This is a genomic window from Achromobacter sp. UBA4530, from assembly GCF_002388205.1.
Taxonomy (GTDB): Bacteria; Pseudomonadota; Gammaproteobacteria; order Burkholderiales; family Burkholderiaceae_B; genus Achromobacter; species Achromobacter animicus.
Genome location: NZ_DGMA01000007.1, coordinates 289,749 through 312,906 on the forward strand (window position 1 = coordinate 289,749; position 23,158 = coordinate 312,906).

Below are 23,158 nucleotides of genomic sequence, written 5' to 3' on the forward strand. Positions count from 1 at the left end.
ATTGGCACCTGGCCGCCCTTGCGGCACATTCGATCCTGTACCGAACCATTCCTTCACATAGAACAGTCAGCCACATGCACCAAGCCTCCCACGCCTACCAGGACATCCGCGAAGCCGTGCGCGACCTCTGCGCGCAATTCCCCTCCGAATATTTCCGCAAGGTCGACGAAGAGCGCGGCTATCCCGAGGACTTCGTCCGCGCTCTCACCGAAGCCGGCTGGCTGGCGGCGCTGATCCCGCAGGAATACGGCGGCTCGGGCCTGGGGCTGACCGAAGCCTCGGTCATCATGGAAGAAATCAACCGCAGCGGCGGCAACTCCGGCGCCTGCCACGGCCAGATGTACAACATGGGCACGCTGCTGCGCCACGGCTCCGAAGCCCAGAAGCGCGAATACCTGCCCCGCATCGCCGCCGGCGAACTGCGCCTGCAGTCGATGGGCGTCACCGAACCCACCACCGGCACCGACACCACCAAGATCAAGACCACCGCCGTCAAGCGCGGCGACCGCTATGTCATCAATGGGCAGAAGGTCTGGATCTCTCGTGTGCAGCATTCGGACCTGATGATTCTGCTGGCGCGCACCACGCCGCTGGATCAGGTCACGCGCAAGTCCGAAGGCATGTCGATCTTCCTGGTCGACCTGCACCACGCGGTCAAGCACGGCATGTCGATCCGCCCGATCCCCAACATGGTCAACCACGAGACCAACGAGCTCTTCTTCGACAACCTGGAAATCCCCGAAGAAAACCTGATCGGCGAAGAAGGCAAGGGTTTCAAGTACATCCTGGATGGCCTGAACGCCGAGCGCACGCTGATCGCCGCCGAGTGCATCGGCGACGGCTACTGGTTTGTCGACAAGGTCACCGCCTACGCCAAGGAACGCGTGGTGTTCGGCCGCCCCATCGGCCAGAACCAGGGCGTGCAGTTCCCCATTGCGCGCGCGCACATCAACGTCGAAGCGGCCAGCCTGATGCGCTACGAGGCCTGCCGGCTGTTCGATGCCCACGAGCCCTGCGGCGCCCAGGCCAACATGGCCAAGCTGCTGGCGGCGGACGCATCCTGGGAAGCCGCCAACGCCTGCCTGCAGTTCCATGGCGGTTTTGGCTTTGCCAATGAATACGACGTCGAACGCAAGTTCCGCGAGACGCGCCTTTACCAGGTGGCGCCCATCTCGACCAACCTGATCCTGTCGTACGTCGCCGAACACATCCTGGGCCTGCCCCGCTCCTTCTGACACGCCATCTTCCGACATGACCGCAGACAAAGATACCCCGCACCTGAGCGCCGAACTCGCGGCCTTTGCCGCCAACCTGCGCTACGAAGACATTCCCGCCCCGGTGCTGCGCCGCGCCGAAGACCTGCTGCTCGATTGCCTGGCCTCCATCCTGGCCGGCGCGTCGGCCCGCGCGGTCCAGGCGATCGACCGCTATGCCGCCGCGATGGGGCCGGCGGATGGTCCCAGTGAAGTCCTGATCACCCGCCGCCGCACCACGCCGCTCTTTGCCGCCATGGTCAACGCGGCCGCCGCGCACGTGGTCGAACAGGACGACGTGCACAACGGCTCGGTCTTTCACCCGGCGGCCGTGGTGTTTCCGCCTGCCCTGGCCGTGGCGCAGGCGCTGGGCTCCTCGGGCCGCGATCTGCTCACCGCCGCCGTGGCCGGCTACGAGGTCGGCATTCGCGTCGGCGAGTTCCTGGGCCGCTCGCACTACAAGATCTTCCACACGACCGGCACGGCTGGCACGCTGGCCGCCGCAGTCACCACCGGCCGGCTGCTGGGCCTGTCCCCTGAACAGATGCTGCACGCGCTGGGCTCGGCCGGCACGCAGGCCGCGGGGCTGTGGGAATTCCTGCGCGACGCCGCTGATTCCAAGCAATTGCACACCGCCAAGGCGGCCGCGGACGGCATCACCGCGGCCTACCTGGCGCGCGAAGGGTTCACCGGCGCACGCCACATCCTGGAAGGCCCGCAGGGCATGGCGGCCGGCATGTCCACCGACGCCGACCCCAGCCGCCTGTGCGACCGCCTGGGACAGCGCTGGGCGCTGGCCGAAACCTCGTTCAAGTTCCATGCCTCGTGCCGCCACACGCATCCGGCCGCCGACGCGCTGCAGCAGGCGCTGCGCGACAACCACCTTACCGAGGACGACGTCGAACGCGTCGTGGCGCACGTCCACCAGGGCGCCATCGACGTTCTTGGTCCGGTTGTGAATCCGCAGACCGTCCACCAGTCCAAGTTTTCGATGGGCACGGTGCTGGCGCTGATCGCGCGACAAGGCCGCGCCGGTCTGGCGGAATTTGACGCGGGCCTCGACGACCCGGGCGTCGCCGCCTTCCGCGGGAAAGTGGAAATGGCGCTCGACCCCGAAGTCGACGGCGCCTACCCGCAACGTTGGATCGGCAAGGTCACGGTGTACACCCGCGACGGCCGCGTGCTGCATGGCCGCGTCGACGAACCCAAGGGCGACCCCGGCAACACGCTCAGCCGTCCGGAAATCGAGGACAAGACGCTCAGCCTGGGCCGGTACGCCGATGCGGCGACGGAACAGGAACTGCGTGGCTTGATCGCGACGATTTGGGGGCTTGAAAAAGTGGGCAAGGTGGAGGCGCTGTTGCCGAAGTAATTCGCGAATGCCTCAAACTCAGGCACAAACAAAGCCGCATCTGCGGCTTTGTTTGCGTTGTGGCTACGCTGCAAGTGTCTGCGGCAGAAGTCTGACACCGGGTTCGCACGACGGACCCGGCGCCACACAGCTCACGCCAGCGCGGCGCGCTGGGCCTTCACCAGGTTGGCAATCCCGTTTTCCGCCAGCACCAGCATCGTGTCCAGCTCAGCCCGCGTGAACGTCGCGCCCTCGCCCGTGCCCTGCACTTCCACGAATGCGCCGCTGCCCGTCATGATGACGTTCACGTCGGCGTCGCAGGCCGAATCTTCCGGGTAGTCCAGATCCAGCACCGCCTGGCCGTTGACCAGGCCCACCGACACCGCGGCGACGGCGTCGCGGATCGGATTGGTGGCCAGATCGCCACGCTTCATCAGCAGCCCGACCGCGTCAGCCGCCGCGACCCAGGCGCCCGTGATGCTGGCGCAGCGCGTGCCGCCGTCGGCCTGCAGCACGTCGCAATCAAGGTGCAGCGTGCGTTCGCCCAGCGCCTTCATGTCGAACACCGCGCGCAGACTGCGTCCGATCAGGCGCTGGATCTCCTGCGTGCGGCCGCTCTGCTTGCCGCGCGCGGCCTCGCGATCGCCGCGCGTGTGCGTGGCCCGCGGCAACATGCCGTATTCAGCCGTTACCCAGCCTTCGCCCTTGCCCTTCAGAAAAGGCGGTACCTTGTCCAGGACGCTTGCCGTGCAAAGCACATGGGTGTCGCCCGCCTTCACCAGCACGGAGCCTTCGGCGTATCGCGTAAAGCCACGCTCCAGGCTGAACGGACGCAATTGGTCGGCGGCGCGGCCCGACGGCCGGACATTCGTGGGGATGGTGGTCACAACTGGCTCCAGACTTGGCTTAGATTCGCGGCATTGTACGGGCAGGCGTCACAAGACAATCTCGCTTGGAGTATCCTGCCGCGATGTATCCGGTTGAAAACACAGACCCGCTGCCCAGGACCTGGGCGCCGCGGGCCCCGGCGCAACCGGCTCCTATTCCAAGAATCACCAGGACACGCACACCATGATCCGCAGCATGACCGCCTTCGGCAACGCCCGAGCAGACTTAGAACAAGGCACTCTTGCCATAGAACTGCGCAGCGTCAACAGCCGCTTTCTCGACCTGTATTTCCGTCTTCCCGACGAACTGCGCCACGTGGAAACGCCCCTGCGCGAGCTGCTGACCACCAACCTGGCCCGCGGCAAGGTCGAAATCCGCGTGTCCTTCACCCGTGCGGCCAACGCCGACTTGTCCAAGCTGGATCCCGCCTGGCTCGACAGCCTGGCCGAACAGCTGCAGGCCGCGCGCCGCATCATTCCGGACATCGCATCCCCGCGTCTGGCCGAACTGTTCAACTGGCCCGGCCAGCGCGGCAACGACGCCCTGGACCCGCAGATCTGGGGCGCCGCATGCCTGCAGGCCGCGCAGCAGGCCCTGACACAGCTTCAGGAAGGCCGCGAGCGCGAAGGCGAACGCCTGGCCGGCATGATGCGCGAATGCGCCGATGGCGTCGCGCGCGTCGTGGACATCGTGCAGGCGCATCTGCCGCAACTGCTGGCTGACCACCGCGAGCGCCAGGCCGCCAAGCTGCGCGAAAGCGTCGAATCCGCATTCCCCGGCGGATTCACGCACATTTCCGGCGCGGAACTGTCCGAACGCCTGTCGCAGGAAGCCAACCTCTTTGCCCTGCGCATCGACGTGGCCGAAGAACTGTCCCGCCTGCGTTCGCACCTGGAAGAACTGCGTCACCTGCTGTCCGACGGCGGCGGCAAGCCCGCGGCCGGCAAGAAGAACGCCGGCAGCGCGGGCAAGCGCCTGGATTTCCTGTTCCAGGAAATGAACCGCGAAGCCAACACGCTGGGTTCCAAGGCCGGCAGCATGGAAGTCACCCGCGCCGCCATGGACCTGAAGCTGCTGATCGAGCAGATGCGCGAGCAGGCGCAGAACATCGAGTAAGGGGCGCGGCGCCCGCGGGGGTTGCTACCCCCGCCTGGCGGCCACCCTGTTAGCGGCTCTCGCCCGTCGCCGGCTCGCCCCGCAGGGCCGAATCCAGGTATTCGCTACGGGCGCGCGCGTCCGGAAAACGCATGTCGCGGTAGCTGACGAAGCGCGATCCGCGCGTCAGGCGGTAGCCGGCCCAGATCAGCAGGAAGAGCGGAATGCCGATGTAGGTGGCGACCACGCCGCCCCACTGGATCTTGTCCTCCAGGAACGCCTGGTAGTTCTGACCCAAGGTGATGATCAGGCACAGCACGAACGCGAAGATCGGACCGAAGGGGAAGAACGGGGACACATACGGCAGATCCGCCAGGCTGTTGCCCTGCTTCACGTAACCCCGCCGGAACCGGTAATGGCTGATGGCAATGCCCAGCCACGCAATGAACCCAGTCATCCCCGACGTATTGAGCAACCAGATATAGACGTCGTTGGGACTGAAGAGGAAGGTGAAAAAGCACAGCGCCGCGACGACGGTGGTGGCCAGCAGCGCCCACAGGGGCACGCCGCTACGTGAAATCCGGCCGAAGATCCGCGGCGCCTTGCCTTCGCGCGCCAGGCTGTAGAGCATGCGCGTGGCCGCATACATGCCCGAATTGCCGGCGGACAGCACCGACGTCAGCACCACGGCGTTCATCACGGAGGCCGCACCCAACAGTCCCGCGCGTTCGAAGATCAGCGCGAACGGGCTGACGCTGATGTCCTCGACATCGTTGCGCAGCAGGTGCGGGTCGGTATAGGGAATCAAGAGGCCGATGACCAGGATCGCCGCCACGTAGAACAGCAGAATGCGCCAGAACACCTGGCGCACCGCGCGCGGCAGATTGCGGGCCGGATCCTTGGACTCTCCTGCGGCAATGCCGATCAGTTCGGTGCCCTGGAACGAAAATCCCACCACCATCGCCACGCCGATCAGCGCGGCAAAGCCGCCTGCGAAGGGCGCGTCGCCCACCGTCCAGTTGGCCAACCCGCCCGTCTCGCCACCGCGGATGATGCCCAGCAGCATCATCACGCCCATGGTGACGAAGGCCAGCACCGCAATCACCTTGATCAGCGCAAACCAGAATTCGGCCTCGCCGAACCCTCGGGCGGACATCGCGTTCAGTCCGAAAGTGATGGCCAGGAACAGCGCGCTCCAATAGAAGCCGGGCACGTCGGGAAACCAGTACGCCATGACGAGCTGCGCCGCGACCAGGTCGACCGCCACCGTCACCGCCCAGTTGTACCAATAGTTCCAACCGAGCGCGAAGCCGAAGCCGTCTTCGACATAGCGCGCGCCGTAGGTCGAGAACGAGCCGGACACCGGCATGGCGGCCGCCAGTTCGCCCAGGCTGGTCATCAGGAAATAGACCATGATGCCGATCAGCACATAGCCCAGCAGCGCACCGCCGGGGCCGGCCTTGGCGATGGTCGCGCCCGACGCCACGAAGAGTCCGGTGCCGATGGACCCGCCGACCGCGATCATGGTCAGGTGGCGCGCCGACAGCGTGCGCCGCAATTCGGACGGCCTGTCCGCCTGCGCGTTGCGCGTGCCGCCTGAGCGACGGTCATCGTGTTCCGATGGTGCCAAAATGCGTTCCTTCACGTCTGGATGGCGCTCGCGCAATACGCTGCGAACGCCCTGGGATTACCGAGCAACGCGCGAGAATAGCGCAATCGGCCCCGACATGAAAAATGGCCGGGAGCTGGGGACGGATTCGCCCCGGAGGCCTCCCGGCAGCGGCCATCTTATTGAAACGCCGTTTCCATGAACGTGCGCAGCTTGCGCGAATGCAGCCGCTCCGGCGGCATGTCGCGCAGCCGCTCCAGCGCCCGGATGCCGATTTCCAGATGCTGGTTGACCTGGCGCCGGTAAAAGGCGCTGGCCATGCCGGGCAGTTTCAATTCGCCGTGCAGCGGCTTGTCCGACACGCACAGCAAGGTGCCGTAAGGCACCCGGAAGCGGAATCCGTTGGCCGCGATCGTGGCCGATTCCATGTCCAGCGCAATCGCGCGCGACTGGGCAAAGCGTTCCACCAGATCGACGTGGTCGCGCAATTCCCAGTTGCGGTTGTCGATTGTCGCCACGGTGCCCGTACGCATGATGCGCTTCAGGTCCCAACCGGACAGCCCGGCCACTTCTTCGACCGCCTGTTCCAGCGCCACCTGCACTTCCGCCAGCGCCGGCACGGGCACCCAGGTGGGCAGATCGTCATCCAGCACGTGGTCTTCACGGACATAGCCGTGCGCCAGGACGTAGTCGCCCAGGCGCTGGGAATCTCGCAGGCCGGCGCAGTGACCCAGCATCAGCCACGCGTGCGGGCGCAGCACGGCGATGTGGTCGGTGATCGTCTTGGCGTTCGACGGTCCGACGCCGATGTTGACCAACGTGATGCCGGAGTGATCGCCGCGCACGAGGTGGTAAGCCGGCATCTGCGGCAAGCGCACGGCCTGGGCCTCGTCGCCCGGACCGCTTTCGCCACGGCGCGTGATGCGGTTGCCGGGCTCGACCAGCATTTCGTAGTCTTCGTTGCCGCTGGACATCAGGGCGCGGGCCCGGGCGCAGAACTCGTCGACATAGAACTGGTAGTTGGTGAACAGCACGAAATTCTGGAAGTGCGTGGGCGCCGTCGAGGTGTAGTGCTGCAGCCGGTGCAGCGAATAATCCACGCGCTGCGCGGTAAACGGCGCCAGCGGCTTGGGTTCGCCTTCCTTGCCGCGCCACGATCCGTTCACGATGGCGTCATCGGTGACCGCCAGATCCGGCACGTCGAACAGGTCGCGCAGCGGGCGCTTGAGCGCCTCGAGGTGCTCGCCTTCCACGTAGGCGCCCTCGGGAAACGCGAAATGCAGCGGAATCGGGGAATCCGACTCGCCCACTTCGACCGCCACCCGATGGTTCTGCAACAACTGGCCGATCTGCTCGATCAAGTAATCGCGAAACAGGACCGGCTGTGTGATGGTGGTCTGGTAGTAACCCGGTTCGGCCACGTGGCCATAGGAAAGCCGGGTGTCGATGGGATCGTAGGTTTCCACGACGATGCGGATGGCCGGGTAGTAGGCGCGGAATCGCGCGCTGCCATTGCCCGTGCCCTTCAGGACCTCGCGAAACGCGGTACGCAGGAAAGCCGTATTGCGCGCGTAGATTTCCGCCAGCCGGTCTACGGCGGACAGCGCGTCCTGGAAGGGTTCAAACGGCAGGGCCTCAGGCCGGTTCATGGACGACAAAGGGTGTACTGCGTTCATCATTGAGCTTTACTCCGCCTTCTTATCTGTCTTTTCTGGCATCGGCTTTGCGCAACGGCAATACCGACGGCCGATGCGGTCGATTATGCCCGAGGCGTTGGGCAATGAAATGTCATCGGGGCCGCCGTCGTGGCTATCGCACACAACGGCCCGCGCATACGCGATTTCCGATGAGCCTGTTACGTGGCGCGGTGGGCGCACAGTAACAACAGGCCGGCGATTATGCTGCATTGCACTACAAATGTAATGAAACATTATTACACTATAATCTTGAGGCGTTTCTTGCTTTCTGCCTGGAAACCGCTCCCCTTTCCGCCGGCTTGCCTCGTAGGCAAAGCCATGCCGCCCACTCCGATTTCTGAAGTGACGTAATGACGCCGCCCACGCGAAAGTTTCGCTTTACCCAATTCCGTACGCCCGCATTTCTGTCAGCGCCCCTGCTGGCCCTGACGCTCTCCTGGATTCCTGGCGCCGCCCAAGCCTCGCTGGCCGCCGAACAAGCCCGCCCCACCCTCAGCGGCTTAAGCCTCGCGCAAGAGCCCACCGTCCTGACGCTGCGCGAGCGCGTCGTGCAGGCCGGCCTGGAGGCCATCGGCACGCCCTACAGCTGGGGCGGCGATGACGCCGACGGCTTCGATTGCAGCGGGCTCGTCCTGTATGTCTACCGCGAAATCGCGGGCCTGGAGCTGCCGCGCACCGCGCGCGCCCAGCGCAGCGAAGGCAAGACCGTGTCCGCCAAGAAGGAACTGCGCCCCGGTGATCTGGTGTTCTTCGCCACCCGTGGACGCGGCGTCACCTCGCACGTCGGCATCTATATTGGCCAGAACAAGTTCGTTCATGCCCCCCGCCGCGGCACCAAGGTGCGCGTCGACGACATGAAGACGGCCTACTGGTCCAAACGTTACCTGGGCGCCCGCGCCTATCTGGATACCCCGCCCAAGCAACTGCTTGCTCAGGCCTCACGCTAAGCGCAAGGCCGGCGGACGGCGCCCACTGGGCGCCTGGGGATAAACGCAAAACCGCCGGCACGCTCGTGCCGGCGGTTTCGTTCCTTAAATGACGCTCAGCCCCGGCCCACGAACGGCATGTTGGTGGCCATGAGCGTCATGAATTGCACGTTCGCGTCCAGCGGCAGACGGGCCATTGCGGCCACGGCCTGCGCCACGTGCGCAACGTCCATGCGCGGTTCGACCTTGGTGCTGCCATCGGCCTGCAGGATGCCGGCAGCCATGCGCTCGGTCATTTCCGTGGCGGCGTTGCCGATATCGATCTGGCCGCATGCAATGTTGTACGCCCGGCAATCCAGGGAGATCGACTTGGTCAGCCCGGTCACCGCGTGCTTGGTGGCGGTGTAGGCAATGGAAAACGGCCGCGGCGCGTGCGAGGAAATCGAGCCGTTGTTGATGATGCGCCCGCCTCGCGGGTTCTGCGCTTTCATGATGCGGATCGCAGCCTGCGCGCACAGGAACATGCCCGTCAGGTTGGTGTCGACGACTTCGCGCCATACCGCAACCGGCAATTCCTCGATCGGCACGGCCGGCGCGCCGCGCCCGGCGTTGTTGAACAGCACGTCCAGGCGGCCGTACTCGCGCTGGGCGGTATCAAAGAGATCGCGGACTGCCTGCTCGTCGGATACGTCCGTGGGCACGACGAGCGCCCGCAGACCGTCTTCCCCGGCAGCGGTCCGGGTGGCTTCCAGGGGCTCACGCCGGCGGCCCGCCAGCACGACCCGGTAACCCTGCGCCAGGAATTCCAGCGCGACTGCGCGGCCAATGCCGGTGCCGGCGCCCGTGACCAGGGCGACGCGGGGCGGATCGATCTCGTTCGTGTTCATCGGATTCTCCGTCTTATGAATGCGCGAAATCCTACCCGAATCGTCTCACGGATGCTGCAAGCGAAGGTTCCAGGCGCGACACACTTTCTACATTCCCGCCAAAGGGATGACACGCGCCCGTTGCGCCGCCCACACTGCGCGTCGGCCGCCTGTGTCCAACGTCGGCCCGGCATGGATTAACACGTTGCCGGACCGCGCGGCCAACCGCGCGATTTGCTATTCTTCGAGTCTCAGCATCACAGCCGGTCACATTCATTCATGCACGCCACTCCCGGAAACGTCTTCATGGTCGTCGCGCCCAGCGGCGCCGGCAAGTCCAGCCTCGTGAAGGCCCTGCTTGCCCAGGACTCCTCCATCCTGCTTTCCATTTCCTGCACGACGCGCGCGCCCCGCCCCGGCGAAGAAGACGGCCGCGAGTACCGGTTCGTGTCGATCGACGATTTCAAGCGCATGCGCGAAGCGCAGAACCTGCTGGAATGGGCCGAGGTCCACGGCAATTTCTACGGCACGCCGCGCGACCGCATCGACGAGGCGACCAGCCAGGGACGCGACGTGCTGCTGGAAATCGACTGGCAAGGCGCGCGCCAGGTGAAGCAGCGTTTTCCGCGCGCGATCGGCATTTTCGTGCTGCCGCCGTCCATCGACGAGCTCGAAAGCCGCCTCAAGGCACGGGGTCAGGATGAGCCCCAAGTCATCGCCCGCCGGTTGATGGCCGCAGGCGGCGAAATCGCCCATGCGCCTGAATGCGAATATGTTATTATTAATCAAGAATTTAGCGTAGCCCTGTCGGAGCTGACCCAAATCGTCAGCGCCGCACGGCTGCGTTTTTCGTCTCAGGCCGCCCGTCACGCCGAGTTGTTTGCGCAACTTGGCATCCCGGCCGAACACTGAGCCGAACGCATTCTCCCCATCATCCATCAGCACCAGGTGTCCTAATGGCTCGCATCACTGTCGAAGACTGTCTGAATCAAATCCCCAATCGTTTCAAGCTCACGCTGGCCGCGACCTACCGCGCCCGTGAATTGGCGCAAGGCCACGCCCCGCGCCTGGACAGCAAGGACAAGCCCACGGTCACGGCCCTGCGCGAAATCGCTGGCGGACTCACCGGCGTGGAAATGCTGCGTAAAGTTCCCACCTGATACGCTCCGGGGGGCTGCAAGCATGGCTTTTCCCGGGCTGAAGTACGCTTCATCTGGTCTGCTTGCCGCACTACGTGCCGGCTCCCGTCTCGGGCGCCGCACGGGCAAGAAAGACAAGAACTCCCCCACGCCACCGTCCGTCGCCGCACAAGAAGCGGCGGACGCGACCGGATCCCCGGTCGCCTCGCTGGCGCCGCTGACCGAAATCATCGGCAGCTATCTCGACAAGAATGATGTAGAGCGCGTGCGCGAAGCCTATCGCTTTGCGGACCAGGCGCACCTGGGCCAGTTCCGCGCGAGCGGCTCGCCCTACATCTCTCATCCCATCGCCGTCACCGAAATCTGCGCGGGCTGGAAGCTTGACGTCAACGCGCTGTCTGCCGCCCTGCTGCACGACGTGATGGAAGACCAGGGCATCGCCAAGCACGAGCTGGCCGAGAAATTCGGTCCGGAAGTCGCCGAGCTGGTCGATGGCCTGTCCAAGCTGGACCGCCTGGACTTCGCCACCAAGGCCGAACAACAGGCAGAGAGCTTCCGCAAGATGCTGCTGGCGATGGCGCGCGACGTGCGCGTCATCCTCATCAAGCTGGCCGACCGGCTGCACAATATGCGCACGCTGGACGCGGTCAATCCCGAAAAGCGCCGCCGAATCGCCCGCGAAACCTTGGACATCTATGCGCCGATCGCGCATCGGCTCGGCCTGAACCTGCTGTTCCGCGAACTGCAGGACCTGTGCTTTGCCGCGATGCACCCGAACCGCTACCAGGTGCTGTACAAGGCCGTCCTGGCTGCGCGCGGCAACCGCCGCGAGGTCATCACCAAGATCGCCGACTCCGTACGGGCCGCCCTGCCCGCCGCCGGCATCGAGGCCGAAGTGAGCGGCCGCGAGAAGACGCTGTTCGGCATCTACCGCAAGATGGTCGACCAGAAAAAGTCCTTCTCGGACGTGCTGGACATCTACGGTTTCCGCATCGTGGTTCATACGCTGCCCGAGTGCTATCTGGCGCTGGGGACGCTGCATCAGCTGTTCCGCCCGGTGCCCGGCAAGTTCAAGGACTACATCGCCATCCCCAAGGTGAATGGCTATCAGTCCCTGCACACGACGCTGGTCGGCCCCTACGGCACGCCGGTCGAGTTCCAGTTCCGTACGCGCGACATGCACCACGTCGCCGAGGAAGGCGTCGCCTCGCACTGGCTATACAAGGGCGCGGATCTGACGCTCAACGACCTGCAAAAGCGCACGCACCAATGGCTGCAATCGCTGCTGGACATTCAGAGCCAGACTGGCGATTCAGGCGAATTCCTCGAGCACGTCAAGGTCGACCTGTTCCCGGACGCCGTGTACGTCTTTACGCCGCGCGGCAAGATCATTTCGCTGCCCCGCGGCGCCACGCCCGTCGACTTCGCCTACGCGATTCACACAGACATCGGCAATCAGGCCGTCGCGGCCAAGGTCAATGGCGAGTTCGTGCCGCTGCGCACCGAACTGAGCAGCGGCGACACCGTGGAAATCGTCACGTCGCCGGCCTCGCGACCGAATGCGCAATGGCTGAACTATGTGCGCACCGGCCGGGCGCGTTCTGAAATCCGCCACTACCTGCGTACCGTCAAGTACGAAGAGTCGGTGGCTTTCGGCGAACGATTGCTGGCCCAGGCAATGCAGGAATTGCACATGCCTTTGCCCGCCACCGACGACCCGGGCTGGCAAAAGCTGGCGCGCAGCACCGGCGCCAGTTCGCGCGAGGAAATCCTGGCCGACATCGGGCTGGGCAAGCGGCTTGCCGCGGTGGTTGCCCGCCGATTTGCGCCGGAGCACCAACTGGTCGCCACCACGGCCGCCGCGGTCGACGAACTGACCTCGGCGCGCAGCGCGCCCATCCTGATCCAGGGCAACGAAGGCCAGGCGGTGCAGCTTGCGCCTTGCTGCGGTCCGCTGCCCGGCGATCCCATCGTGGCCGGAATGCGCATGGGTCACGGCCTGGTGGTGCACACGGCCGATTGCCCCGTCGCGTTGCGCCAGCGCCTGCGCGAGCCCGAGCGGTGGATCAACGTGGGCTGGGATGCGCAGACCGCCAAGCATCTGGCGACGCGTCTGGACATCGTCACGCGCAATGAACGCGGCGTGTTGGGACGGCTGGCAGCGGAAGTTACCGCCGCCGACGCCAATATCATGCATGTCACGATGCACGACGACGCCGTGTCCACCGTGTCGCTGCACCTGACCATCCAGGTCGACAGCCGCAAGCATCTGGCCCAGGTCATCCGCGCCATCCGGCACGTGCCGCAGGTGCAGAAGATCGTCCGCGTGAAGGGCTGAGGCCCTCCTTACCGCGCACACCAAAAAAGGCGTCCGGCCACAAGCCGGACGCCTTTTTTGCGTCACGTCAGGTCACGTGCTGCAGAAAGTCCTTCAAGCGCTGGCTGGGCGGATTGCTGAGCAGCTCCTCCGGCGGACCATCATGAGCGATCTTGCCGGCATCGATGAAGATCAGCCGGCTGCCGACCTTGCGCGCGAATTCCATCTCGTGCGTGACGACCACCATCGTCATCCCCTCCTCGGCCAGGTCGCGCATGACCTTCAGCACTTCGTGACGCAGCTCGGGATCCAGCGCAGACGTGGGCTCGTCGAACAGCATCAGCTTGGGCATGATCGCCAGCGCGCGGGCAATTGCCACACGCTGCTGCTGCCCCCCGGACAGTTCCGAAGGGTAGTGATTCATGCGTTCGGCCAGACCCACCTTTGCCAGCAACCCCTGAGCAAGCTGACGGGCCTCGTCTCGGCTCTGGCCCCGGGTGTGGACGGGTCCGAACATGACGTTTTCCAGTGCCGTCATCTGCGGGAACAGATTGAACTGCTGGAACACCATGCCCGCCTCGCGCCGGATCTCGCGTACGGTGGCCGGGTCGCCTTTCACACTGAGGCCATCGACCAGCAGGTCGCCGTCGTTGATCGTCTCCAGCACGTTGATGCAACGCAGGAAAGTGGACTTGCCCGAGCCTGACGGCCCGACCACCACCACGACCTCGCCAGCATCGATGTTGAGCGAGATGCCGTTCAGCACCGTCGAGTCGCCAAAGCGTTTGGTGACGTTATGAAATTCAACCATGCTCATATGATGCGCATCCTCTTTTCGACCAGATGCAGGGTCAACGCCATCAGCCCCGTGAGGATCAGATAGATGATCGCCACGGCGGACCAGATTTCGACCGCCCGGAAATTGCTGGCCATGATTTCCTGCCCTTGACGGGTCAGTTCCGCCACGCCGATCACGATGAACAGCGACGAATCCTTAAGGCTGATGATGCACTGGTTGCCCAGCGGCGGAATCATGCGCCGGAATGCAACGGGACCAATGATGTGCAGTAGGATCTTGTGAAACGGCAGGCCCATCGCCTGCCCTGCTTCCTTCAGGCCCTTATGGACCGACAGCAGCGCCCCCCGCACGATCTCCGAGATGTACGCCCCCGAGTTGATGATGAGGGTGGCGATCGCCGCGAATTCGGCGTCGACCCGGATGTCTGCCAGCAGCGGCAGCGCAAAGTAGATGAACATGACCTGCACCACGATCGGCGTGCCGCGGATGACCGCGACATAAACCTGCGCGATGCCCGACAAGATCGCGTTCCCGTAGGCCCGCGTCACGCCCGACAGCGCCCCGAGCAGAAAGCCGCCCGCCAGGCCCCAGAACGTGATCTTGATGGTCATGAGCGTACCCGTCAGCAGATTGGGTAACGCTTCCTCGATGACAGCCCAGTCAAACTCCACGATCTTCCCCCTATGGCGCGCAGCGGCGCGCCCGCATCATGGCGGACGCGCCTCGCGGTCGGGAGCGGTGGCGCTTGCCACCACCGAATCCGGCAACGCGCCGGACCCGGTCCTTCACCGCAGCTTACACGGCGCGTCCGTGAAAAGTGCCGCTTGCCGAGCCGGTCAGGGCTTCTTGCCGAACCACTTGGTGTAGATCGCGTCGTACTCGCCGCTGGCCTTCAGGTTGGCGAGCGCCTTGTTGACCTCGGGGACCAGTTCGCTGCCCTTCGGGAAGGCGATGCCGTAGAAGTCGCCGCTCTTGACCGAGCCGACCACCTTCACGCGGCCCTTGCCGGCCGTATTGGCGTAATACTGGACGTTCGGCGTGTCGTGGACGGCGGCATCGACCCGGCCGGTGGCCAGTTCAAGATACGCGTTGTCGATGTTGGGGAACAGCTTGAGCTTGGCGTCCGGCACCTGGGCCTTCAGGAAGTCCACGGTCGCGGTGCCCGTCTTGACGGCGACGGTCTTGCCGGCCAGGGACTTGGCGTCCTTGATGTCGGTGTTCTTTTCACCCACCAGGATGGCCAGGCCGCTTTCGTAGTAGGGATCCGAGAAGTCGATGACCTTCTTGCGGTCGTCGCGGATCGTGATGCCCGCCAGCGCGGCGTCGATGTTCTTGGTCTGCAGGCCGGGAATGATGCCGGCGAAGTCCATCGGTTGCAGCTTGTACTTGAGGTTGAGTTCCTTCGCGATGGCCGCCCACAGATCGACGTCGAAGCCGACGTACGTGTTGCCCTGCTTGAATTCGAACGGCACGAAAGCGGTATCGGTGGCCACCACCAATTCCCTGCCCTGGGCCTGAGCGGCCGACGCGGCGCCGAACAGGGTCAGGGACAGGCCCACCATAGCGGCGGCGACTTTACGTTTGATCATGAAACTCTCCTCTTGGGGAGCGCCAGGCACCCCGGGCTTGTTGTAAGGGCATGATTCCTGGGCCGCGCCGGGTTCGCCGGCGCAACTTATCGACGATGTTAACGCATCGGATGGAGCCCGGCGGAACGGCAGACCCCGTACAATCCGCGAGACATCCGGAGGTTTTCGATGGCCTGCAAATACGTACGCATCGCTGGAAACCGCCGCCAGGTCGGCGTGGCGCTGGGCAAGCTGGCCCGTCCCATCATGGGCTCCTATCTGGAACAGAGCGGCACCTGGGAAGCCTTGCGACCGTGGCGCGGTCATCCTTTCGTCGACGAGCTGGCGCAGCAGACGCAGGCCGCCCTGCCCGAGATCTGGGAAGAATTCGAAGGTTTGGCCGAAGGCTTGCGCATGCCGCTCAAGGACGTGCTGCTATGGCATTGCCGAGGCGATCTGCTGCACAGCACCACGGATGGCTGCACGTCGGCCGCCCTGCGCACCGCCGACGGCACGCGCTGGATCGGCCACAACGAGGACGGCGACCCCTTTCTGTATGGCCGCTGCCATCTGGTGGACGTGGCGCTGGACGACGCGCCGGGTTATCTCAGCTTCTACTACCCGGGCTCTCTGCCCGGCCACACCTTCGCCGCCAATCGCGTGGGCCTGGTGCAGACCATCAACAACCTGCGCACCAGGCAACGACACGCTGGCGTGCCCCGCATGTTCGCGGCGCGCGCGGTCCTGGACTGCACGACGCTGGACGAGGCGGTGGCGCTGCTGCACGACCTGCCCCACGCCGGCGGTTTTCATCACACGCTGGGCGCGGCATCGGACCCGCGCCTGCTCAGCGCCGAGGTCACGCCGGGTTCGGTGTCCATTCAGGAGATCGGCCGGCGCTACGGCCACGCCAACCACATGGTGCACGCGGCCACCCGCGGCCAGGCGCAGATCGTCACCGATTCGTCGCGGGCGCGGCAGAACCGGATCGAAGGCCTGGTGGATGGATGGCTACCGGAATCGGGCAGCGCCGACATGCTGGCTGCCCTGCTGGATACCGAGGGCAAGCTGCCGATCCTGCGGACCGCCAAGGACGATCCCGACGACGAGAACACCTTGGCGACGGCGATGTTCGAAATAACCGATGAGGCGGTCGTCCTGCGCGTCTACGACCGTAAGGCACGCGCCGATATCGCGCTGGACGTGATGTCCGATCCCGAGTGATCGGGACCGGACATCCTGGCGTGCATCACTGCGCGCCGTAACCGCCGCCTCCGGGCGTTTCCACCACGAAGACATCGCCTGGACGCAGTTGCGCGCTGTCCTGCGGACCGAGTTCCTCGATGGTGCCGTCCACGCGTTCAACCGTGTTGCGGCCCATGGCGCCCGGCTCGCCGCCCGCCAGACCAAACGGCGCGTAACGCCGGTTGTTCGACAGGATGGCCGCGGTCATGTCTTCCAGGAAGCGGATGCGGCGTATGCCGCCGTCGCCGCCGGGATACCGGCCCTTGCCGCCCGAGCCCTTACGAATCTCGTAGGACTCCAGACGGACCGGGAAGCGGAACTCCAGCACTTCCGGATCGGTCAGGCGCGAGTTGGTCATGTGCGCCTGAACGACCGACGTACCCGCAAACCCTTCGTCGTGGGGACCCGCCGCGTCGATGCGCACCGGACCCGCACCCGTGCCGCCCGAGATGGTCTCGTAGTACTGATGGCGCGCGTTGCCGAACGTGAAGTTGTTCATGGTGCCCTGGCTTGCTGCCAGCACGCCCAGCGCGCCGTACAGCGCGTTGACGATGCACATGGACGTTTCCACGTTGCCCGCGACCACCGAAGCCGGCGGGTTCGGACGCAGCATCGAGCCTTCCGGCACGATGATGGACAGCGGCACCAGGCAGCCGTCGTTCAGCGGGATGTCGTCGTTGACCATCGTGCGGAACACATACAGCACGGCGGCCACGGCGATCGCGCCCGGCGCGTTGAAGTTGTTGTCCAGTTGCGCCGAGGTGCCCGTAAAGTCGACCACCGCGCTGCGCGCTTCGGTGTCCACCCGCACGGCCACGCGAATCACCGCGCCGTTGTCCAGCGGGTACTCGTAGCTGCCGTCCTTCAGCACCGAGATCACGCGGCGCACGGCCTCTTCGGCGTTGTCCTGCACGTGGCCCATGTAGGCGCGCACGACATCCAGGCCGAAGTGATCGCACATGCGCAAGAGTTCCTGCACGCCCTTTTCGTTGGCGGCGATCTGCGCGTGCATGTCGGCGATGTTCTGATCCGGGTTGCGCGCCGGCCAGCGGCCCGATCCCAGGATCCCGCGCGCGGCCGCTTCGCGGAACTCGCCGTCCTTGACGAGCTGGAAGTTCGTGAACAGCACGCCTTCGTCTTCGACCGTCTTGGAATCCGGCGGCATCGAGCCGGGCGTGGTGCCGCCGATGTCGGCGTGGTGGCCGCGCGATCCCACGTAGAACAGGATCTCGCGCCCCGCCTTGTCGAACACCGGCGTGATGACCGTGACGTCAGGCAAGTGCGTGCCGCCGTGGTACGGATCGTTCACGACGTACGCGTCGCCGGGCATCATCTTGCCGGCATTGGCGTTCATGACCGTGCGCACGGACTCGCCCATGGAACCCAGGTGCACCGGCATGTGCGGCGCGTTGGCGATCAGGCGGGCCTGCGCGTCGAAGATGGCGCAAGAGAAGTCCAGGCGTTCCTTGATGTTGACCGAGTACGCCGTGTTCTGCAGGCGGTAGCCCATCTGCTCGGCGATCGACATGAAGAGGTTGTTGAAGACCTCGAGCATGACAGGATCCGCCTGCGTGCCGACCTTGCGCTGCTCGCGGCGCGCTTCCACGCGGCGGATCACGAAGTGATCCTGCGCCGTCAGTTCGGCCTGCCAGCCGGGCTCGACGACCGTGGTCTGGTTGGGCTCGGAAATGATCGCGGGGCCTGCAACGACATCGCCGCCGGCCATGTCCTCACGCACGTAAAGCGGCGTGTCGCGCCAGGCGCCGGCGCTGTACATGCTGACCACGCGGCGGGCTGTCAGCGCGCCTTCGCGGGTGCGCGACGTGGACGCTTCGCCAACGCGCTCACCGCCGCCCGTCGCCTCGACCGAGATGGTCTCGACCACGAGTTCGCGGTTGGGCATCAGGAATGAATAGCGCTGGCGGTAGGCGGCTTCGAAGTCGCGGCGCGCCTGATCCAGGTCCGAGTACGCCACTTCCAGCGCGGTGTCGGTGCCGCGGTACTTCAGGTGCAGGCGGCGCTGCACCGTGATGTCGGCTTCGGCGACGTGCTGGCGGCGCAGTTCGCCGACCGCCTGGCCCGCCAGAACATCCAGTTCGTCCTTCAACTCGCCCATCAGGCTCGCGTCCAGCACCTTCTCGACCGTCTTCTGGCGCATGTCGGTCTGATCGGCCAGGCCCATGCCGTAGGCCGACAGCACGCCGCCCAGCGGGTGCGCGAAGACCGTCGTCATGCCCAGCGCGTCGGCCACCAGGCAGGCGTGCTGCCCGCCAGCGCCGCCGAACACGGTCAGCGCGTACTCGGTCACGTCATGGCCGCGCTGCACCGAGATGCGCTTGATGGCCTCGGCCATGTTGCCCACGGCGATCTCGAGAAAGCCCTCGGCAAGCTGCTCCGGCGACATCTCGCGGCCCGTGGCGGCGCGCACTTCGTCGGCCATCGCGGAAAAGCGTTCGACCACGGCGTCCCGGTCCAGGGCCTCGTTGGCCTCGGGTCCGAATACCTTGGGGAAGAAATCGGGCTGGATCTTGCCTAGGAGCACGTTGCAGTCCGTCACGGCCAGCGGACCGCCGCGGCGATAGCACGCCGGCCCCGGATTGGCGCCCGCGGAATCGGGGCCGACGCGCAGCCGCGCGCCGTCGAAATGCAGGATCGAGCCGCCACCGGCTGCGACCGTATGGATGCTCATCATCGGCGCGCGCATGCGCACGCCGGCCACCTGGGTTTCGAATTCGCGTTCGAACTCGCCCGCGTAGTGCGACACGTCCGTGGACGTGCCGCCCATGTCAAAGCCGATCACCTTCGGGAAGCCGGCGATTTCACTGGTGCGCACCATGCCGACGATCCCGCCGGCCGGGCCCGAGAGAATTGCGTCCTTGCCACGGAAGCGGTGCGCGTCGGTCAGGCCGCCGCTGGACTGCATGAACATGAGCCGGATACCCGGCAGTTCGCCGGCCACCTGATCGACGTAGCGCTTCAGGATGGGCGACAGGTAGGCGTCCACCACGGTCGTGTCGCCGCGCGAGACGAACTTGATCAGTGGGCTGACCTCGTGCGAGACAGACACCTGGGTAAAGCCGATCTCGTTGGCGATGCGCGCGGCCTGCTGTTCGTGGCCGGTGGCGTGCCAGGCGTGCATGAAGACGATGGCGACCGCGCGGATGCCGCTGTCGTACGCGGCCTGCATGTCGCGGCGCAGCGCGGCTTCGTCCAGCGGCTGGATGACCTCGCCGTCCGCGGCGACCCGCTCGTCTGCCTCGACCACGGATTCGTACAGCATCTCGGGCAGCAGCACGTTGCGGTCGAAAAGCCGCGGGCGGTTCTGGTAGGCGATGCGCAGCGCATCGCGGAAACCGCGCGTCGTGACGAGCAAGGTGCGTTCGCCCTTGCGCTCGAGCAGCGCGTTGGTGGCCACCGTGGTGCCCATCTTCACGCACTCGACCTGGTCGGCGGGCACCGGCTGGCCGGGTGCGATGCCCAGCAGCTTGCGGATGCCGGCCACTGCGGCGTCGCGGTACTGCTCGGGGTTTTCCGACAGCATCTTTGCGGTGGTGGTCGTGCCATCGGGACGGCGCGCCACGATGTCGGTGAAGGTGCCCCCACGGTCAATCCAGAATTGCCACTTCATAGGTGTCCTTGAAAACAAGAGACCGCCGGAGCGCGTTCGGCCACGGTCGGGTTGCTGACAGATCGGGGCGTTGCCCCGCATGTTGGGTTCAGAGAGATGTCGCGGCGCGGGCCGCCTGGTCGTACAGGCCGGACAGCGCGCGCAGCGTGTGCGCCAGTTGCCGGCTGAATTCCAGACCACCGCCGCCGCCCGGGCCATCCAGGCCGGCGGTCAGGCATTGCTCGCGGATTTCGCCGTAGCGCTTGAGAATCGCCGCGCCCTCGGGCGTGACGCTGTAGAAGACTTCCTTGCTGCTGCGTTCGCCACGGACCACGCCCAGCCGATCCAATTTCTTTAGCGCATAGCTGACGATGTGGGTGTCTTCGACGTTGAGCGTGAAGCAGATGTCGGCCAGCTTCTTGGGCCGCTCGCGGTGGTAGACGTGGTGAAACACCATCACATCAGTGGGCGTCAGATCGGGCAGGCCTGCGGCCGCCATGCACCGCACCGTCCAGCGGTCGAATGCGTGGCTGGCGATCATGAGGCCGAACTCCACCTCGGATAGATCGGGCGCGCTGCCGCCGGCAAGATGCGCGGACGAGGCAATCAGAGTGGGGGTCATAGGGGCGGACGGCGAGGTTTAACTGAGAGAAATACTAATAATTTATCTACATTTCATCAATAAAAAATACTCGAACGCCGCAAAAAATCCCTCGTTTCGAGGGAATACCCCTACCGCACGGGCGGCGCCGCGGCCATTTACGGCGCGGTCCACCCCATCGGCAGATTGGCCCGGATCAGCCAGCCCGCGATGGAAATACGGGCCGCGATGTCGGGCATCTCGTCACCCGGGCCGAACCAACGGGCGTCGGCGATCTCGTCTTCCTGGATGCGGATGTCGCCTGACACGTAGTCCGCGGTGAACGCGACCATGAGCGAATGCGGGAACGGCCACGGCTGACTGCCGAAATATTGCAGATTGCCGACCTTGAGGCCGACTTCTTCGAAGACCTCGCGGTGGACCGTCTGCTCGATGCTTTCGCCGGGTTCCACAAAGCCGGCCAGCGCCGTGTAGCGCGCCGCTGGCCCATTGGCATGGCGCGCCAGCAGGATGCTGTCGCCCTTGCGGATAAGGACCATCATGGCCGGCGAGATGCGCGGATACGCGGACAGGCCGCAGGCCGGGCAGCGCAGGCAGAATTCGTGCGCCACACGTTCGGCGGGCGTGCCGCAGGCGCCGCAAAACCGGTGAGTGCGCGCCCATTCGGCGATCTGATAGGCGCGGCCGGCCAGCGCCATGCCTTCGTCGTCGAATACGCCGAAGAGCGAACGCAGCTTCTTGAAGGCGTAGCCTTCGGGCGCTTCGAGGCCGGGGTCGACGCAGACCGTGCGATACGGCGACCCGGTTTCCATCCAGACCGGCTGCAGAGCCGCAGCCGCCAAGCCAATGCGTTCACACAACGCCGCATCCGGCAACACGCTGGACGATGCTTCGACCAGCAACTCATCACGGCGAAAAACGAAATTCACGCGACCCTCTTCACCACATCTGCGATTCCGCAATCTTAGAAGAAAAAAATGCGCGCCGGATGGCTTGCCATCAGCGCGCAACGCAAACTTCGCGGGGTCATTGAACCTTCAACCAATGAACAACAACTCCCCCTAGGAATTACCCGTAATACGGCGATTTCCCGCGCTTTGTTACCGCACAGCAACATAGAATGGCACGGCATTCAGGCGGCGCGACGCGGCGCCGCGCTTTCTTTTTTTCGCAATGCCAATCGGGTCAGACCCGTCTTCATCATTCGCAAAGAAGGACCACCATGTACAAGAAAATCTCGCTGTTGACCGGCAGCATCGTCCTGGCATTCAGCGCGGGCGCACAGGCCCAGACCAAGTGGGATCTGCCCAGCGCCTACCCGGCCAGCAACTTCCACGTCGAGAACCTGACGACCTTCATCAAGGACGTCGATTCGCTGTCGCAAGGCAAGCTCAAGATCACGCTGCACAACAATGCCTCGCTGTACAAGGCGCCTGAAATCAAGCGCGCGGTGCAAGGCAACCAGGCGCAGATCGGCGAAATCCTGCTGACCAACTTTGCCAACGAAGACCCGATCTACGAACTGGACGGCCTGCCCTTCCTGGCCACCGGCTACGACGCGTCGTTCAAGCTGTATCAGGCCCAGAAGCCGTTCCTGGAAAAGAAGCTGGCCTCGCAAGGCATGACGCTGCTGTATGCGGTGGCATGGCCGCCCCAAGGCATCTTCGCCAACAAGGACATCAAGCAGATCAACGACATGAAGGGCCTGAAGTGGCGCGCTTATAGCCCCGTCACGGCCAAGATTGCTGAACTGGTCGGCGCGCAGCCCGTGACCGTGCAGCAGGCCGAACTGGCCCAGGCGCTCGCCACCGGCGTGATCGACTCGTACATGTCGTCGGCGTCCACCGGCTACGACACCAAGACGTACGAGTACATCAAGAAGTTCTACGACACCCAGGCCTGGCTGCCCAAGAACGCCATCATCGTGAACAAGAAGGCATTCGACGCGCTGGATCCCGCCACGCAGGAAGCGCTGAAGAAAGCCGGCGCGCAGGCCGAGGAACGCGGCTGGAAGCTGTCGCAGGAAAAGAACAAGTGGTACCAGGCCGAGCTTGCCAAGAACGGCATGGAAACGATCCAGCCCACGGTCGAGCTCAAGGAAGGCCTGAGCGTCATCGGCAAGCGCATGCTTGAAGACTGGCTCAAGAAAGCCGGTGCGGACGGCCAGACCATGATCGACGCCTACAAGAAACAGTGA

General features: G+C 65.0%; 19 protein-coding genes. 9 read left to right on the forward strand and 10 right to left on the reverse strand.

Features of this window, described 5'->3' with window-relative positions; all coding sequences use genetic code 11:
- The first annotated feature begins 74 nt into the window (after positions 1 to 74).
- Together B2W22_RS05610 and B2W22_RS05615 are read left to right on the forward strand one after the other, a co-directional pair.
- Positions 75 to 1,235, forward strand: coding sequence for an acyl-CoA dehydrogenase family protein (locus B2W22_RS05610; RefSeq protein ID WP_105238791.1), 1,161 nt, complete (start codon positions 75 to 77; stop codon positions 1,233 to 1,235).
- A 16-nt stretch (positions 1,236 to 1,251) separates the two neighbouring features.
- Positions 1,252 to 2,625 (forward strand): MmgE/PrpD family protein, encoded by a 1,374-nt coding sequence (locus B2W22_RS05615; RefSeq protein WP_175121669.1) that lies wholly within the window; start codon positions 1,252 to 1,254, stop codon positions 2,623 to 2,625.
- Positions 2,626 to 2,756: 131 nt separating this feature from the next.
- On the opposite strand, the gene rph is transcribed toward B2W22_RS05615, so the two are convergent.
- Entirely contained in the window at positions 2,757 to 3,491 is a 735-nt protein-coding gene (rph, locus tag B2W22_RS05620; protein WP_175136609.1) for a ribonuclease PH, read from the reverse strand.
- Between the two features lie 184 nt (positions 3,492 to 3,675).
- On the opposite strand from rph, the gene B2W22_RS05625 reads away from it, so the two are divergent.
- Positions 3,676 to 4,608, forward strand: coding sequence for a YicC/YloC family endoribonuclease (locus tag B2W22_RS05625; RefSeq protein WP_175121671.1), 933 nt, complete (start codon positions 3,676 to 3,678; stop codon positions 4,606 to 4,608).
- Positions 4,609 to 4,657: 49 nt separating this feature from the next.
- Here the strand turns inward: B2W22_RS05625 and B2W22_RS05630 are convergent, their stop codons facing one another.
- Both B2W22_RS05630 and B2W22_RS05635 read right to left on the reverse strand, forming a co-directional pair.
- Positions 4,658 to 6,217, reverse strand: coding sequence for an amino acid permease (locus B2W22_RS05630; RefSeq protein WP_175121672.1), 1,560 nt, complete (start codon positions 6,215 to 6,217; stop codon positions 4,658 to 4,660).
- Positions 6,218 to 6,375: 158 nt separating this feature from the next.
- Positions 6,376 to 7,875 carry an AMP nucleosidase gene (locus B2W22_RS05635; RefSeq protein WP_370633028.1) on the reverse strand — a complete coding sequence of 500 codons (1,500 nt, stop codon included), beginning with the start codon at positions 7,873 to 7,875 and terminating at the stop codon, positions 6,376 to 6,378.
- Between the two features lie 368 nt (positions 7,876 to 8,243).
- Here B2W22_RS05635 and B2W22_RS05640 point away from each other — a divergent pair, with 368 nt between their 5' ends.
- On the forward strand, positions 8,244 to 8,840 hold the full coding sequence (locus tag B2W22_RS05640) for a C40 family peptidase (protein WP_175121673.1): 597 nt from the start codon (positions 8,244 to 8,246) through the stop codon (positions 8,838 to 8,840).
- Positions 8,841 to 8,935: 95 nt separating this feature from the next.
- On the opposite strand, the gene B2W22_RS05645 is transcribed toward B2W22_RS05640, so the two are convergent.
- The gene (locus B2W22_RS05645; protein ID WP_175121674.1) at positions 8,936 to 9,706 is read right to left on the reverse strand and encodes an SDR family oxidoreductase; all 771 of its coding nucleotides are present in this window, start codon (positions 9,704 to 9,706) and stop codon (positions 8,936 to 8,938) included.
- 258 nt (positions 9,707 to 9,964) lie between these two features.
- On the opposite strand from B2W22_RS05645, the gene gmk reads away from it, so the two are divergent.
- From gmk to B2W22_RS05660, 3 genes are read left to right on the forward strand one after another with little or no spacing between them, the layout of a single operon-like run.
- Positions 9,965 to 10,597, forward strand: coding sequence for a guanylate kinase (gene gmk / locus B2W22_RS05650; protein ID WP_175121675.1), 633 nt, complete (start codon positions 9,965 to 9,967; stop codon positions 10,595 to 10,597).
- Positions 10,598 to 10,641: 44 nt separating this feature from the next.
- A complete protein-coding gene (rpoZ, locus tag B2W22_RS05655; RefSeq protein WP_006219679.1) occupies positions 10,642 to 10,845 on the forward strand; it encodes a DNA-directed RNA polymerase subunit omega in 204 nt (67 codons plus the stop codon).
- Between the two features lie 22 nt (positions 10,846 to 10,867).
- A complete protein-coding gene (locus B2W22_RS05660) occupies positions 10,868 to 13,162 on the forward strand; it encodes a RelA/SpoT family protein (RefSeq protein WP_175121676.1) in 2,295 nt (764 codons plus the stop codon).
- Between the two features lie 67 nt (positions 13,163 to 13,229).
- Here B2W22_RS05660 and glnQ read toward each other — a convergent pair whose 3' ends face one another.
- The 3 genes from glnQ to glnH form a co-directional block, all read right to left on the reverse strand.
- Entirely contained in the window at positions 13,230 to 13,958 is a 729-nt protein-coding gene (glnQ, locus tag B2W22_RS05665) for a glutamine ABC transporter ATP-binding protein GlnQ (RefSeq protein ID WP_175121677.1), read from the reverse strand.
- On the reverse strand, positions 13,955 to 14,611 hold the full coding sequence (gene glnP, locus B2W22_RS05670) for a glutamine ABC transporter permease GlnP (RefSeq protein ID WP_175121678.1): 657 nt from the start codon (positions 14,609 to 14,611) through the stop codon (positions 13,955 to 13,957). The genes glnQ and glnP overlap by 4 nt, the downstream gene beginning before the upstream one ends.
- A gap of 165 nt (positions 14,612 to 14,776) precedes the next feature.
- Positions 14,777 to 15,529 (reverse strand): glutamine ABC transporter substrate-binding protein GlnH, encoded by a 753-nt coding sequence (gene glnH / locus B2W22_RS05675; protein ID WP_175121679.1) that lies wholly within the window; start codon positions 15,527 to 15,529, stop codon positions 14,777 to 14,779.
- 168 nt (positions 15,530 to 15,697) lie between these two features.
- Here glnH and B2W22_RS05680 point away from each other — a divergent pair, with 168 nt between their 5' ends.
- The gene (locus B2W22_RS05680; RefSeq protein WP_286936573.1) at positions 15,698 to 16,732 is read left to right on the forward strand and encodes a C45 family autoproteolytic acyltransferase/hydolase; all 1,035 of its coding nucleotides are present in this window, start codon (positions 15,698 to 15,700) and stop codon (positions 16,730 to 16,732) included.
- A 25-nt stretch (positions 16,733 to 16,757) separates the two neighbouring features.
- Here the strand turns inward: B2W22_RS05680 and B2W22_RS05685 are convergent, their stop codons facing one another.
- The 3 genes from B2W22_RS05685 to nudC all read right to left on the reverse strand — a co-directional run bounded on the left by B2W22_RS05685 (position 16,758) and on the right by nudC (position 21,890).
- Positions 16,758 to 20,381, reverse strand: coding sequence for a hydantoinase B/oxoprolinase family protein (locus tag B2W22_RS05685; RefSeq protein WP_286936574.1), 3,624 nt, complete (start codon positions 20,379 to 20,381; stop codon positions 16,758 to 16,760).
- A gap of 88 nt (positions 20,382 to 20,469) precedes the next feature.
- Positions 20,470 to 20,982, reverse strand: coding sequence for a winged helix DNA-binding protein (locus B2W22_RS05690; RefSeq protein WP_175121682.1), 513 nt, complete (start codon positions 20,980 to 20,982; stop codon positions 20,470 to 20,472).
- A 137-nt stretch (positions 20,983 to 21,119) separates the two neighbouring features.
- The gene (gene nudC / locus B2W22_RS05695) at positions 21,120 to 21,890 is read right to left on the reverse strand and encodes an NAD(+) diphosphatase (protein ID WP_175121683.1); all 771 of its coding nucleotides are present in this window, start codon (positions 21,888 to 21,890) and stop codon (positions 21,120 to 21,122) included.
- Positions 21,891 to 22,183: 293 nt separating this feature from the next.
- On the opposite strand from nudC, the gene B2W22_RS05700 reads away from it, so the two are divergent.
- Positions 22,184 to 23,158 (forward strand): TRAP transporter substrate-binding protein, encoded by a 975-nt coding sequence (locus tag B2W22_RS05700; protein ID WP_175136615.1) that lies wholly within the window; start codon positions 22,184 to 22,186, stop codon positions 23,156 to 23,158.